This is a genomic window from Bradyrhizobium sp. 521_C7_N1_3 (assembly GCF_052075975.1).
In the GTDB taxonomy this organism is placed as follows: Bacteria; Pseudomonadota; Alphaproteobacteria; order Rhizobiales; family Xanthobacteraceae; genus Bradyrhizobium; species Bradyrhizobium japonicum.
The window spans coordinates 2806873-2820860 of the sequence record NZ_CP197232.1 but is presented as its reverse complement, the minus strand read 5'-3'; the positions used below and the strand labels follow the sequence as shown (position 1 = coordinate 2820860).

The following is a 13988-nucleotide window of genomic DNA, read 5'->3' as shown; positions in this document are numbered from 1 at the left end:
TCTGTTTTGATAAAGGGCGCTGCGCGTCGTGGCAACGACCGTCTGCCCTACAGGCCTGCTGACGCATCAATTTCAACGCTTGCTTCAACCTGCACCTCGACCTCGGTCACCGCAAACAAGTCCCGCACCGGCTCGACGGTCCAGGGCATGTGCTTGGCGCGGGCGGCGGCGACGGGGGCGAAGAAGCTGCGGTGGTGGATCGTGGGACCGAGGCGGTCGAGCGCGTCGAGGTGCTCGGGAACGGCGTAGCCCTTGTGCTGCTCGAAACCGTAGCCGGGGCAGTCCTGCGCCAGCGCGCACATCAGCCGGTCGCGCGTCACCTTGGCGATGATCGAGGCGGCGGCGATCGACAGGACGATACCGTCGCCGCCGATCACGGCCTCGCAGTCGCAGGCGGTGTCGAGCCGATCGCGGCCGTCGACAAACACATGACGCGGCGCGTCGGGCAGCGCCACCACGGCGCGCTTCAGCGCCCACAGCGAGGCACGCAGGATGTTGTCGCGGTCGATCCGGGAACGCGAGGCGACGGCGACCGAGACCTGCGCGGTGGCGCAGATCTTGTCGAACAGTCTTTCCCGTTCCTCGGCCGTCAGGCGCTTGGAATCGTCGATGCCGCGAGGAATGCGGTCGGGATCGAGAATCACGGCGGCCGCGACCACGGGTCCGGCGAGCGGCCCGCGGCCGGCCTCGTCGCACCCGGCAACCGGCCAGACGCCCCGCTTGATCAGCGCGCGCTCGCGGCGGAAGGTCGGCGATGCGACGGCGATGATGGCGCCCTGCCTGCCGGCCCGCGCCTTAATGGCCGCCCCCTTGGCCGCCTTCGCGGGCGCTGCCTTTTTGGCGGCATCCTTTTTCGGCGCGCCCTTCTCTGGCGCATCTTTGGCCGGCTTCGTGGTGGACTTATCCCGAATCATGGCCGGGATCGTGCGCAAGCGGCCCGGCCGGCGCAACCTGGAACCCCGGACAATTCCCGTTATTCAGACCAGCCGCCTACTCCGCCAGATGCACCCGCCGGTCCTCACCGACCTCGATGCCCGGCGCGACCACGACCTCCCAGGGATGGCCGTCGGGGTCGGCGAAATAGCCGGAATAACCGCCGTAGTCGGTCTCATGCGCCGCTTTCAGCAGCGCCGCGCCCTTGCCGACAGCGAAGGCCAGAACCGCATCGACCTCGTCGCGCGTGGCGCAGTTCCATGCGAGCGTCATGCCGCGGAAGGTCGCCGGCCTCGGATTGTCCGGCAAATTGGCGTCGGCCGCGAGTTTATCCCAGTGAAACAGGGCCAGCACCGGACCACCGGTATCGTAGAAGGCGACGGCCTCGCCGGTCGCCTTCAGCCGACGCGCGAAGCCGAGCGCGTCATAGAAGGCGATGCTGGCACGAATGTCGCTCACACCCAGTGTGATGACGGTGAGCCGCGGCACCGGCGCGGCAAGTTCCTGGCTCATGCTACGCCTCGTCCGTTTCCCGATCAGAACAGGCTGAGCTGATCGCCGTTCCGCTTCGGCCTCGCAAAGTGATCCGTCGTCAGCTTGGAGCGCCGCTTGTTCAACCCAAGCCTGTCGCAGGCGATCTCGAAGCGGCGACCGATGGTCCATGCCATCGGTCCGGTGCCCTTCATCCGCTCGCCCCATTTCGCGTCGTAGTCGCGGCCGCCGCGCATGTCGCGGATCAGGGTGAAGACGTGGCGGTAGCGGTCCGGATAATTGGCCATCAGCCATTCGCGGAAGAGATCGCGAACCTCGAGCGGCAAGCGCAGCAGCACGTAGGAGGCTTCCTTGACGCCGGCATGGGCGGCGGCATCGAGAATGCGCTCGATCTCGGAATCGTTCAGCGCGGGGATCACCGGCGCGACCATCACGGTGGTGGGAATGCCGGCCTCCGAGAGCTGCTTCAGCGCCTCCAGCCGCTTCGGCGGCGTCGCCGCGCGCGGCTCCATGGTGCGCGCCAGTTTCGGGTCGAGCGACGTCACCGAGATCGCGACCTTGGCGAGGTTGCGCTTGGCCATCCGCGCGAGAATGTCGATGTCGCGCACCACCAGCGCCGACTTGGTGACGATGCCAACGGGATGGCCGGCGCGCTCCAACACTTCGAGAATGCCGCGCATGATTTTGCGCTCGCGCTCGATCGGCTGATACGGATCGGTGTTGGTGCCGATCGCGATCATCCGCGGCTCGTAGCCGGTCGCGGCCAGCTCCTTCTCGAGCAGCGCCGGCGCCTCCGGCTTGGCAAACAGCTTTGACTCGAAGTCGAGCCCCGGCGACAGGCCGAGATAGGCGTGTGTCGGCCTCGCGAAGCAATAGACACAGCCGTGCTCGCAGCCGCGATAGGGATTGATCGAGCGGTCGAAGCCGATATCGGGGGATTCGTTGCGGGTGATCACCTTGCGCGAGGTGTCGAGGCCGACGCTGGTCTTGAACGGCGGCAGTTCCTCCAGGCTCTGCCAGCCGTCGTCGAAGGCGACGCGGGCCTCGGCCTCGAAGCGGCCGCTGGCATTGGACTGGGCGCCCCGCCCTCGCCTGCGCTGTTTGTCGATGGCGACCGCTAGTTCCGGAAAATCAGAGTCCGCACCCGCCGGCTCGGAGGGCGCCGTGACCGGCGGGTGCTTGAGAGCATGAGAGGATGCTGGACTCATGAAGCGAAGATAGCACGCCAAAGGAACAAATCAAGAACACAAACAAAAAACTGAAAAACAACCCCATGCACAGTAGCCGCCCAAATTTCGGGCGCAGTCCCTTGACCTCGCGCAACACACCCGTCGCGGCGATCCCGTTCGATGCCGGACAGGGATCAATCGCACCGGAACAAAGTTGGTGACGATCGCCGGGTGAAGGTCAGCAGGAACATGACAAATCAACGACAATCGGCCTCAGGGAGCAGCGAGCTCGATCTGCTCGATCGCTATTGGCGCGCCGCGAACTACCTCTCCGTCGGACAAATCTATCTGCTCGACAATCCGCTGCTGCGCGAGCCGTTGCGGCCGGAGCACATCAAGCCGCGCTTGCTCGGCCATTGGGGCACGACGCCGGGTTTGAACTTCATTTACGCCCATCTCAACCGCGTCATCCGCGCGCTCGATGTCAGCGTGCTCTATATCTGCGGTCCCGGCCATGGCGGCCCGGGCATGGTGGCCAACACCTATCTCGAAGGCAGCTACAGCGAGATCTATCCCGACGTCGCGCGCGATACGGACGGATTGCGAAAACTTTTCAGGCAGTTCTCCTTCCCCGGCGGCATTCCGAGCCACGCGGCGCCGGAAACGCCGGGCTCGATCCACGAAGGCGGCGAGCTCGGCTACGCGCTGGTGCACGCCTATGGCGCCGCATTCGACAATCCCGATCTGATCGTCGCCTGCGTCGTCGGCGATGGCGAGGCCGAATCCGGCCCGCTCGCGGCGTCCTGGCACTCGAACAAGTTCCTCAGTCCCGCGCATGACGGCGCCGTGCTGCCGATCCTGCACCTCAACGGCTACAAGATCGCGAACCCGACCGTGCTTGGACGGATGCGCGACGCGGAGATCCGCGACCTGTTCCGCGGGTTCGGCCACGAGCCGCTGTTCGTCGAAGGCGACGATCCCAAATTGATGCACCAGGCCATGGCGGATGCGCTCGACGTCGCGCTCGCCAGCATCCGCTCGATCCAGCAGCATGCCCGCGACGGCCGCAAGAGCGTCGAACGGCCGCGCTGGCCGATGATCGTGCTGCGCAGCCCGAAGGGCTGGACCGGCCCGAAGGAGGTCGACGGCAAGAAGGTCGAGGGCTTTTGGCGCGCGCATCAGGTTCCCGTTGCGAGCTGTCGCGAGAACCCGGCGCATCTGAAAATCCTCGAAGACTGGATGCGCAGCTACGAGCCCGAAAAGCTGTTCGACGGCAGCGGCGCGCTCATTCCCGAGCTCCAGGCTCTCGCGCCCGAAGGCATCCGCCGCATGGGCGCCAATCCGCACGCCAATGGCGGCCTGCTGAAGAAGGAACTGAAGCTGCCGGACTTCCGCAGTTTTGCGTTGGACGTGCCGCAGCCCGGCGGCGTCACCGGCGAAGCAACGCGCGAGCTCGGCAAATTCCTGCGCGACGTCATCCGCCTCAACGCCGAGGCGCGCAACTTCCGCATCATGGGCCCGGACGAGACCGCGTCAAACCGGCTCGATGCCGTGTTCGAGGCGACCGAACGGGTCTGGATGGAGCCGACGGAGCCTTACGACGTGCATCTCGCCCAGGATGGCCGGGTGATGGAGGTTCTGAGCGAGCATCTCTGCCAGGGCTGGCTCGAGGGCTATCTGCTCACCGGACGGCACGGCTTGTTCTCCTGCTACGAGGCCTTCATCCACATCGTCGATTCCATGTTCAACCAGCACGCCAAATGGCTGAAGGTGACGCGACATCTGCCCTGGCGGCGACCGATCGCCTCGCTGAACTATCTCCTGACCTCGCATGTCTGGCGGCAGGACCATAACGGCTTCAGCCATCAGGATCCCGGCTTCGTCGATCTCGTCGCCAACAAGAAGGCCGACATCGTCCGCATCTACTTCCCGCCCGACGCCAACACGCTGTTGTGGGTCGCCGATCACTGCCTGCGCACCTACGACCGCATCAACGTGATCGTCGCCGGCAAGCAGCCGGCGCCGCAATGGCTGTCGATGCAGGACGCCGCCACGCATTGTGATGCCGGCATCGGCATCTGGACCTGGGCCGGCACGGAGGATGCGGATGGCGAGCCCGACGTGGTGATGGCCTGCGCCGGCGACGTGCCGACACTGGAGACGCTCGCCGCCGTCGATCTGCTGCGCAAGGCGCTGCCCAACCTGAAGATCCGCGTCGTCAACGTCGTCGACCTCATGACGCTGCAGCCGAAGGACCAGCACCCGCACGGCCTGCCCGACCGTGACTTCGACAGCCTGTTCACGTCAGACAAGCCCGTGATCTTCGCCTATCACGGCTATCCCTATCTCATCCACCGTCTCACCTATAACCGCACCAACCATGCCGGAATGCATGTGCGCGGCTTTGCCGAGGAAGGCACCACGACGACGCCGTTCGACATGGTCGTGCTCAACGGACTCGACCGCTATCACCTCGCGATCGAGGCGATCGCGCGCGTGCCGGGTCTGGCGACCAAGGCCGCGCAGGTGCAACAGCAATTCCGCGACAAGCTGATCGAACATTCGCACTATGTGCGCGAGCACGGCGAGGACATGCCGGAGATTCGCGACTGGGTCTGGCCCAGCAAGACGGGCTGATGTGATGACGGCGTCGGTCCTCGTCCTCAACTCGGGCTCGTCGAGCATCAAGTTCGGCCTGTTTGATATCTCGGCGGACGAACCTGTCCTACTTTGCAAGGGCCAGCTCGACGAGCATGAAGCCAAGCCTCGACTCGTGGTGAAGAGCCCCGCTGGCAAAGACCTGTTCGAGACGGGAAGGGAAATGTCCGACGCAGACAGCGGCCATCTGTTCGCGGACGTGCTCGGCTTCATCGAGGAGCGTTTTGCCGACCACCGCCTGCGCGCCGTCGGTCACCGCATCGTTCATGGCGGGCCGGATTATTCGGGCCCGGTTGAGCTGACTGACGACGTCTACGCAAAGCTGGACGCACTGACGCCACTGGCGCCGCTGCACCAGCCGCGGTGCCTTGAACCAGTCCGCACCATCAGGGCAATAAGGCCCGACCTGGCGCAGATCGCCTGTTTCGACACCGCCTTTCATCACAGCATGGCGGCGCCCGCGAGCTGGTTCGCGCTCCCGCGGCGCTATGAAGAGCGCGGTATCCGGCGCTACGGCTTTCACGGCCTCTCGTTCGAATATGTCGCGGGGCGCCTCGCGAAAATCGCGCCGCAGTTAGTTGCCAAGCGCACCGTCATCGCGCATCTCGGGAATGGCGCCAGCCTGTGCGCCCTGCGCGATGGCCGCAGCGTCGACACCACGATGGGGCTGACGCCGCTCGATGGGCTCGTGATGGGCACCCGGAGCGGCACGATCGATCCCGGCGTGCTGCTCTATCTGCAACAGCACGAGAACATGTCGGTCGGGGATGTCCAGCACCTGCTCTATCATGAGTCCGGCCTGCTCGGCGTCTCCGGGATCTCGGCAGACATGCGGGTGCTGCTTGCGAGCCGCGAGGCTGCGGCGCGCGAGGCGGTCGATCTGTTCGTCTTCCGCACAGTGCAGGAGATTGCGGTGATGGCGGCCTCGCTTGGGGGACTGGACTGTCTGGTCTTCACCGGCGGCATCGGCGAGCATGCGAAGGAAATCCGCGCTGCGATTGGTAAGCGGCTTGGTTGGCTCGGCGTGCATATTGACGCGGGTGTGAATGACGCGGCACCCGAGCGGATCAGCGGCGATGGCAGCACCGTCAATGTGTTCGTCATTCCGACGAATGAGGAGCTGACAATCGCTCGGCATTGCGCGGCTGTGCTGCGAGCGAAATGAAAGCCCGGTCGACCGCTGCATCTTTCCCTTCTCCCCCACGGGAGAATTTCAGCGGGCCATGACTTGTCGGGCCATGACTTGTCGCGGCGCTGCTGCGCCACTGTCGAAATGACCATGGTGCGCAAAGCAAATGATTTCGCCATCGCTTCGAGCACCATGGCCAACTACGTCGCTCTGCTCAGTACGGAGAGTACCCGCCCGGGCAAACATAGTTTCCGTAAGCGTCATAACCGCAGCCGCTGCGGTAGTAGGCCCCCGTTGCAGCTGCCCCGATCGCGGCGGCCCCCACTGCCGCCGCACCGACGCCGTAGCGGTATCCACGATACCCTGCATAGGCGCCCCGATAGCCGTAACGCCCGCCGCGGACGGCGACGGCGCCGCCCCGGTATCCACGAGCCGCGACCGCGCCCCCGCGATAGCCCCCTGCTCGCACGGCACCGCCGTGGAAACCTCCTGCGCGCACGCCGCCGCCGCGACCGCCGCGACCGAATGCGTCATCGGGAGTGAACGTGACAAACAGCATAGCTGCGGCTGCCGAAGCGATGAGAGCTTGACGCAACATCAGCGTACTCCTTCTTCGAGGGAGGAAGCCGCGGACACCTGCACATCGCGTTGACCGCGGGTCCGATCGAAGTCTCGTGCGCTGGAGCTTCGCGCCTTTGATTTGGATCAAACCTGAACGTTCATTTGCATGAACAACGGTTCCTTTTTTCGCGCCGCCCGCACAATGGCGTGCAGGCCGGTCTAATGCGTGCCCGACAATATCTGAATGCACCCGATCACGACCTCGATGACGATCAGAACCACCACTGCGATTTCGAGGCGGAGCGAGCGCTGGGTGTCGATGATGTCGGTGAGCGCGTTGGCGGTTTCCGACACGGCTGTGAGCTTGCGCTCAAGCGTGTCGAGGCGCTCCTTCAATTCGTACTCGTCTTCGAGACGGGCATAGAGGCGGTCGAGCTCGGGCTTCTCCCAGAGCACGTCCGGTTTCTCGGCCACCGCGACACGGCCGGCGACGCGCTGCTGGACGAGAAGCGCATTGCCGATCAGTTGCAGGATGCCCTTGCGCCGGGGCGGCGTGCGGCCCTGCTCGGCGAGCTTGCGCGCGAAGGGCTCGATCACGTCGAAGACCGCGGCGACGCGCCGCTCGTCGCGGGCGAGCGAGGTGCTCTTGGCGAGCGCATCCGCAATCAGCAGCAGCCGGTCGTCGGAGAATTTTGCGAGGCAGATCGGCCCGCCCGGCTGGATCGCTTCGGTGCTTTCATCCTTGCAGAGCTGCGCCTGCGCGATCTCCTCCTCGAAGGGGCTGAGCGCGCCGGTCACGCGGGATTTCAGGCTGTCGATCAGCACCTTTTCCTCCGAGGGAAGGAGGCCGATCAGCACCACGACGCCGTAGCGGAAGATCACGACGAGGCCGGCATGGACGCGAAAGGCGGCCGGCGTCGAAGAAACGGCCGCGCCAAGCTCAAGCCCGGACGGATTGATGCGTTCACCCAGCATCACAGCGCGAATCCGCAGGATCGGTGCGGCTTCCGGCTTCGGCGATGTTGGCGTTACGCCAACGGGAAGTTGATCTGCGTTCACTGGACTATCTCACTTTGCGCGGCGAGCGTTGCACGTTTTTCCCGTCGTAAGGTTTGTGTCAGACCGCCGGTGCAGCCTTGCGGACGTGCCGTCCTCGTCCCGATCATACCGGCAGAGAATGCCCCGTTTGAGGCTCACGAAAACGAGATTCGCTGAAACATTCGGCAACAACGCCACCGCGCGCGCGACATATTCGGGTGCGATGGACTGCCCGTGGCGTACCTTTGCGGACCGAGGCGCCGTCCAAAAGTTGCACTCGGCGATGCCGCGTGTTTATGACAATATCATAACGAGCTACGCTTCTCCCGAAGTGCGGACACCGAAGCCTCAATCATGCTGAGCGTCATCATTCCGACCGACGGCGTCGAGCAGACGGCGGTCGCAACCCTCGCCGCGCTGGTGCCCGGCGCCGCCGCGGGCGTCATCCGCGAAGTGCTGCTGGTCGACGGTACCCGCAACGGCGTCATCGAGCGCGTTGCGGACGTTGCAGGCTGCCGTTTCATCGGCTTCGAGGGATCCTCGCAGGGCGCCGCGCTTGCCGCCGGCGCGCTCCAGGCTCGTTCACCGTGGCTGATGTTCCTCCCCGCCGGCGCGGTGCTGGAAACCGGCTGGATCGAGGAGACCACCCAGTTCATCCAGGCCGTCGCGACCAGCGGCCGGGATCGTGCGGCGGTGTTCCGCTACGCACGCTCGCCCTACGCCGATACCGGATTCCGTGACATGTTCCGCGCCGTGGCGCGCAAGCTCGTCGGCCCCCTCGGCGATCAGGGACTTTTGATCGCCCGCGATCATTACGACCGGATCGGCGGCTACCCGCCCCAGGCCCGCCGTTCCGAGGCGCGGCTGCTCCGGCGGCTCGGCCGCTCGTCCCGGACCATGCTGCGCAGCCGGATCGTCATGGTCGGCTGATGTCACCGATCTGATACTTGCCATGGTCAAATAATTATTTGACAATGGCAAGTATCGAGGTGACCCATGCCATCAGCCCTTTCGTCATCCAGCCCTTCGCCATCCGGCCCCGCTTCGACCGAACAGGTCGCTGACGACCAGGTCCAGGCGGTTCGCGCCTTCAACCGCTTCTATACCCAGAAGCTCGGCGTGCTCGACCAGCAGCTCCTGAAGAGCCCGTTCTCGCTGAGCGAGGCGCGCGTGCTCTACGAGCTGGCCCATGGTGGCGAGCAGTCGGCCAAGGAGATCGGCATCGCGCTCGGGCTCGACGCCGGCTATCTCAGTCGCATCGTGCAGAACTTCGATGAAACCGGCCTGATCGCGCGCAAGCCGCTTCCGAGCGACCGCCGGCAGGTTCAGTTGAGCCTGACCGCGAAGGGCCGCCAGGCGTTTGCCAAGCTCGAACGCTCGTCCCAGGACGACGTCGCCGCGATGCTGCGGCCGCTGCCCGGTGAGGAGCGCAGCAAGCTCACCGGCGCGATGGAGACGATCGAGCGGCTGCTCGCCATGCCGCGCACGCCATCCCCGCGCGCGACCTTGCGCGAGCCCCGCCCCGGCGACATGGGCTGGGTGGTACAGAGCCACGGCGCACTCTATGCCAGCGAATACGGTTTCGACTCCGGCTTCGAGGCGCTGGTGGCCGAGATCGTCGCCAAATACATGACGTCCTACGATGCCTCGCGCGAGCGCTGCTGGATCGCCGACATCGAGGGCCGTCCGGTCGGCTCGGTGTTTCTGGTCAAGGCCAGCGACGACGTCGCCAAGCTGCGCCTGTTGCTGCTCGATCCGGCCGCACGAGGCCAGGGGCTGGGCCAACGGCTGGTCGCCGAATGCGTCTCGTTCGCGCGCGCCTGCGGCTATCGGCGGATGACACTGTGGACGCAGAGCAATCTGGTCGCTGCGCGAAAAATCTATCAGGATGCAGGTTTCAAGCTGACCGCCACCGAGCCGCATCGCAGTTTTGGCCAGAACCTCACCGGCGAAACCTGGGAGCGCGATCTCTGATGCGGCGGCACGCGCTCATCACGGGAGAGCTCGTCGATCTCTACAAGCGCCGCGCGCGACGGCTGCACGCGGAAGCGTGCCGGACTATGTGGCGCGTGGTGTGGGGCTCGCTGCGGCGGAAGAGGTAGTCGCTGACGCAGCGGGCGCGATGCGCATTGCTGTGCCCTCGCCCCTTGCGGGAGAGGGCAGCGACGCCGGCAAATGCAAGCTCACTTGGGTGAGGGGTATGTCTCCACGGACGCAACTCTCTCGCATCGCACTCGCCGATAGATACCCCTCATCCGGCGCTTCGCGCCACCTTCCCCTACAAGGGGGGAAGGGAAGAAAGAGCCTCAGCGTCCGCCCTCACACCGTCGCGCCCTGCGCCTTTGCCCTTCGCAGATGCTCGTCCAGGCGCGGCATGATCTCGACGAAATTGCAGGGACGCGTGCGGTAGTCGAGCTGGGCGGCGAGGATGCCGTCCCAGCCGTCGCGACAGGCGCCGGGCGAGCCCGGCAGGCAGAAGATGTAGGTGGCGCCTGCGACGCCGGCGGTGGCGCGGCTCTGGATCGTCGACGTGCCGATCTTGGCGTGGCTCAGCATGTGGAAGGCGATCGAGAAGCCGTCCATGCGCTTCTCGAACAGCGGCTCGATCGCCTCCGGCGTGACGTCGCGTCCGGTGAAACCGGTGCCGCCGGTGGTGACGACGACGTCGATGCCGGTATCGGCAATCCAGCGGCGGATCACAGCGCGGATCGCCTCGACGTCGTCGGTGACGATCTCGCGCGCGGCAAGATGATGGCCCGCCGCGGTGAGGCGGTCGGCCAGCGTCTGGCCGGATTTGTCGTCGGCGAGCGCGCGCGTGTCGGAGACGGTGAGCACCGCGATGTTGAGCGGGATGAATTGTTTTGACTCGTCGATCGAGGCCATTGCGCTGCACCTTCTATCCCGCCCACCGCCGTCATCTGAGGTGCGCGCCCTTGCGCGCCTCGAAGGATGGGCCGGAGACTCCGCCATCCATCGAGGCTCGCCAAAAGGCGAGCACCTCAGGATGACGCCACCAATAGCTTACTACGACCCGTTGCCGAACGTGTTGCAGGCCTGGACGGTGCCCTGCTGGTAGCCGGTCATGAACCACTGCTTGCGTTGCGCCGCCGAGCCGTGGGTGAAGGAATCCGGCACGACGCGTCCCGTGGCCTGGCGCTGCAGCGTATCGTCGCCGATCGCGCTCGCCGTGGTCAGCGCGGCGTCGATGTCACCGGGCTCGAGGAAATTCGGGCGCTTCTTCGACTCGCGGTTGACCCAGACGCCGGACAGGCAGTCGGCCTGCAATTCGACCCTCACCTGGAGCGCATTGGCCTCTGCCTTGCTGCCGGCCTGCTGCTGCAGCCGCGTCACGCGCGGAATGATGCCGAGCAGGTTCTGGATGTGATGGCCGGCCTCATGCGCGATGATGTAGGCGGTGGTGAAGTTGCAGGCGGACTTGCCGGAGCAGCCGCGGAAGCGCGTCTCGACCTCGCGGAAGAAACTGGTGTCGAGGAAGATGGTACGATCCGGCGGACAGTAGAACGGCCCCATCGCCGACTCTGCCCGGCCGCAGCGGCCGCCATTGGTGACGTTGCGGAACAGCACCACCTTCGGACCGGTGTAGGACTGGCCGCTGGCCTGGAAGATCTCGCTCCAGCGGTCGTCGATCTCGCCGAGGATGCCGGAGATCATGCTGCCCATCTCGTCGGTCGGCGCGCCGCGCTTGGCCGAGCTCGACTGACGATCGGTCTGGTAGGAAGGCGCCTGGCCGCCGCCGGTGAGGATCTCGGCGCCGCCGATCAGGATGCGCGGATCGATGCCGAAGGCATAGCCGACCAGGCCGAGCACGATGATGGTGCCGATGCCTAGACCGCCGCCGCCCATCGGCAGGCCGAACCCGCCTCCGCCGCCGCCCATACCGCCGCCGTCGCCGCGGCGATCCTCGATGTCGTCGCTGCGGCGGAAGTCATCGTAACGCATGGCGGGCTTCCTTCAGTTGGCGCAAGAACCTGGACGCAAAAGCGCGAAAGCTCAACGTGCCACACACGTAAAATTTCCGTTGCATTAATCAATATCGCGGTCGGCAAAAATTGCCTAGTGCGACAGCATGCCGATGCCAGCAATTTTTTCCGGGGTCGTGCAATTTTTTCCGAGAGAAATTTGGGGACCTGACTGCTCCCGCAACGCGAAGAAATACGAAATACACTGGAAAACACGACGAATGCGCAGAGCGAAACGCGCACCATGCGCGATGCGAGGGCTGCTCACGAAAGCGGCGGGTTAAGTCGATTTTTACTTTGCCGCTCCATTGTAACGGTCAGTCGGTTGTTTGGTCCCGCGTCGCCGACAGCGTCGCCTGAGTCAGAGTTCTTGAGTCATGGTAGTGTCGCGTCGCGGGGCGTCTGCAAGGGCGCCCCGCACAAATTTTGAGTCCGCTTCGCACAGCATCATCCTCGGTGATTGCGTCGCCGAGATGTCGAAGCTTCAGGCAGGTTCGGTCGACCTCGTGTTCGCCGATCCGCCCTACAATCTCCAGCTCAAGGGCGATCTGAAGCGCCCCGACGAATCCCATGTCGATGCCGTCAACGACGACTGGGACAAGTTCGATTCGTTCTCCGCCTATGACGATTTCACCCGCGCCTGGCTGCTTGCCGCCCGCCGCGCGATGAAGCCGTCGGCGACGATCTGGGTGATCGGCTCCTATCACAACATCTTCCGCGTCGGCGCGATCATGCAGGATCTCGGCTTCTGGCTCCTGAACGACATCGTCTGGCGCAAGTCGAACCCGATGCCGAATTTCCGCGGCCGCCGCTTCACCAACGCGCACGAGACCATGATCTGGGCCGCGCGCGACGAGAAGGCCAAGGGCTACACGTTCAACTACGAAGCGTTGAAGGCGGCGAACGAGGACGTGCAGGCACGATCCGACTGGCTGATCCCGCTCTGCACCGGCGAGGAGCGACTCAAGGGCGCCGACGGCAAGAAAGTGCATCCGACGCAGAAGCCGGAAGGCCTGCTGGCGCGCGTGCTGCTGTCGTCGTCGAAACCCGGCGATCTCGTGATCGATCCCTTCAACGGCACCGGCACCACCGGCGCGGTCGCCAAGCGTCTCGGCCGCTCCTATATCGGCTTCGAGCGCGACAAGACCTACGCGAAGGCGGCCGAAGCCCGCATCGCGGCGGTCGAGCCGCTGCCGGAAGAAAGCCTCGCTCCGTTCATGACCGCGCGCGAAGCGCCGCGGGTCGCGTTCTCCGAGCTGATCGAGCGCGGCATGATCATGCCCGGCACGAAGCTGTTCGACGCCAAGAAGAAGCTCGGCGCACTCGTGCGCGCCGACGGCGCCATCATGCTGGGCGACAAGGTCGGCTCGATCCACCGCATCGGCGCGGTGGCGCAGGGGGCGCAAGCCTGCAACGGCTGGACCTTCTGGCATGTCGAGACCAAGAAGGGTCTCAAGCTGATCGACGAGCTCCGCGCCGAGATCCGCGCCGGGATGGGGGCGGAGTAGTTTTCTCCGCGATCCCGTAGGGTGGGCAAAGCGAAGCGTGCCCACCACCTTAGAATATGCCGCAAGCGACGCGGTGGGCACGGCGCTCCGTGCCTTTTACCCACCCTACCGCTCCTTGAATGCCGCCACGGCCAGGACTAGATTCGTCGGATCAGCCCCGTCCTGACCGGTCCGGCTCCGATGCGACGACAGTCCGAGACTTTGCTGCTGGTGCCACTGCTGCCGATCTTCCTGCTCGGCATGTTTCCGATGTTCCTGATCGCCCTGCTCGGCTTTTTCGGCCTCGCCATCTTCGGCGTGCTGGTGGTCTGCGTCGGGCTCGCCAGCAGCAACGAGGCGCATGACAATTTCAATCACGACGTCATCGTGCACGGCTACGCGCGCGGATCGGAGCGCAAGGCGCGGGCCTCCAGCATGCACGCCGCAACGCGGCTCGCGATGCGGCTGGACGCTGTCGGCGCCGGGATGATCGTCATTGCCGTCGTCGGCCTGCTCTATTCCAGTTGAGCGTCGAGGCGCG

The 13988-nt window shown here is 65.3% G+C and carries 13 protein-coding genes; 6 read left to right on the top strand and 7 right to left on the bottom strand.

Going from position 1 to position 13988, the window contains the following annotated elements:
• Positions 1-47: 47 nt before the first annotated feature.
• The 3 genes from AB7008_RS12760 to AB7008_RS12750 form a co-directional block, all read right to left on the bottom strand.
• The gene (locus tag AB7008_RS12760; RefSeq protein ID WP_304493014.1) at positions 48-914 is read right to left on the bottom strand and encodes a ribonuclease HII; all 867 of its coding nucleotides are present in this window, start codon (positions 912-914) and stop codon (positions 48-50) included.
• Positions 915-990: 76 nt separating this feature from the next.
• Positions 991-1446, bottom strand: coding sequence for a VOC family protein (locus AB7008_RS12755; RefSeq protein WP_304493013.1), 456 nt, complete (start codon positions 1444-1446; stop codon positions 991-993).
• A gap of 23 nt (positions 1447-1469) precedes the next feature.
• Positions 1470-2633: a PA0069 family radical SAM protein gene (locus tag AB7008_RS12750; protein WP_248881707.1), complete on the bottom strand. Its 1164-nt coding sequence runs from the start codon at positions 2631-2633 to the stop codon at positions 1470-1472.
• Between the two features lie 210 nt (positions 2634-2843).
• Between AB7008_RS12750 and AB7008_RS12745 the strand changes: the two genes are divergently transcribed.
• Together AB7008_RS12745 and AB7008_RS12740 are read left to right on the top strand one after the other, a co-directional pair.
• On the top strand, positions 2844-5231 hold the full coding sequence (locus AB7008_RS12745) for a phosphoketolase family protein (protein ID WP_304493012.1): 2388 nt from the start codon (positions 2844-2846) through the stop codon (positions 5229-5231).
• A 4-nt stretch (positions 5232-5235) separates the two neighbouring features.
• Complete coding sequence (locus tag AB7008_RS12740; protein ID WP_304493011.1) at positions 5236-6417, top strand: acetate/propionate family kinase; 1182 nt, start codon at positions 5236-5238, stop codon at positions 6415-6417.
• A 178-nt stretch (positions 6418-6595) separates the two neighbouring features.
• Here the strand turns inward: AB7008_RS12740 and AB7008_RS12735 are convergent, their stop codons facing one another.
• Together AB7008_RS12735 and AB7008_RS12730 are read right to left on the bottom strand one after the other, a co-directional pair.
• Positions 6596-6979, bottom strand: coding sequence for a hypothetical protein (locus AB7008_RS12735; RefSeq protein WP_080669582.1), 384 nt, complete (start codon positions 6977-6979; stop codon positions 6596-6598).
• A 182-nt stretch (positions 6980-7161) separates the two neighbouring features.
• Entirely contained in the window at positions 7162-8001 is an 840-nt protein-coding gene (locus AB7008_RS12730; protein WP_304493010.1) for an RMD1 family protein, read from the bottom strand.
• A gap of 333 nt (positions 8002-8334) precedes the next feature.
• On the opposite strand from AB7008_RS12730, the gene AB7008_RS12725 reads away from it, so the two are divergent.
• Both AB7008_RS12725 and AB7008_RS12720 read left to right on the top strand, forming a co-directional pair.
• Positions 8335-8910 carry a glycosyl transferase gene (locus tag AB7008_RS12725; protein WP_028158210.1) on the top strand — a complete coding sequence of 192 codons (576 nt, stop codon included), beginning with the start codon at positions 8335-8337 and terminating at the stop codon, positions 8908-8910.
• Positions 8911-8976: 66 nt separating this feature from the next.
• Positions 8977-9954, top strand: a complete 978-nt coding sequence (locus AB7008_RS12720; protein WP_304493009.1) for a bifunctional helix-turn-helix transcriptional regulator/GNAT family N-acetyltransferase — start codon at positions 8977-8979, stop codon at positions 9952-9954.
• Between the two features lie 345 nt (positions 9955-10299).
• On the opposite strand, the gene moaB is transcribed toward AB7008_RS12720, so the two are convergent.
• Together moaB and ypfJ are read right to left on the bottom strand one after the other, a co-directional pair.
• Positions 10300-10863, bottom strand: a complete 564-nt coding sequence (gene moaB / locus AB7008_RS12715; protein ID WP_041960408.1) for a molybdenum cofactor biosynthesis protein B — start codon at positions 10861-10863, stop codon at positions 10300-10302.
• Positions 10864-11004: 141 nt separating this feature from the next.
• On the bottom strand, positions 11005-11940 hold the full coding sequence (gene ypfJ, locus AB7008_RS12710; protein ID WP_028158212.1) for a KPN_02809 family neutral zinc metallopeptidase: 936 nt from the start codon (positions 11938-11940) through the stop codon (positions 11005-11007).
• 397 nt (positions 11941-12337) lie between these two features.
• Between ypfJ and AB7008_RS12705 the strand changes: the two genes are divergently transcribed.
• Together AB7008_RS12705 and AB7008_RS12700 are read left to right on the top strand one after the other, a co-directional pair.
• On the top strand, positions 12338-13468 hold the full coding sequence (locus AB7008_RS12705; RefSeq protein ID WP_028150731.1) for a site-specific DNA-methyltransferase: 1131 nt from the start codon (positions 12338-12340) through the stop codon (positions 13466-13468).
• A 180-nt stretch (positions 13469-13648) separates the two neighbouring features.
• Positions 13649-13975 carry a hypothetical protein gene (locus AB7008_RS12700; protein WP_028158214.1) on the top strand — a complete coding sequence of 109 codons (327 nt, stop codon included), beginning with the start codon at positions 13649-13651 and terminating at the stop codon, positions 13973-13975.
• Positions 13976-13988: the final 13 nt, after the last annotated feature.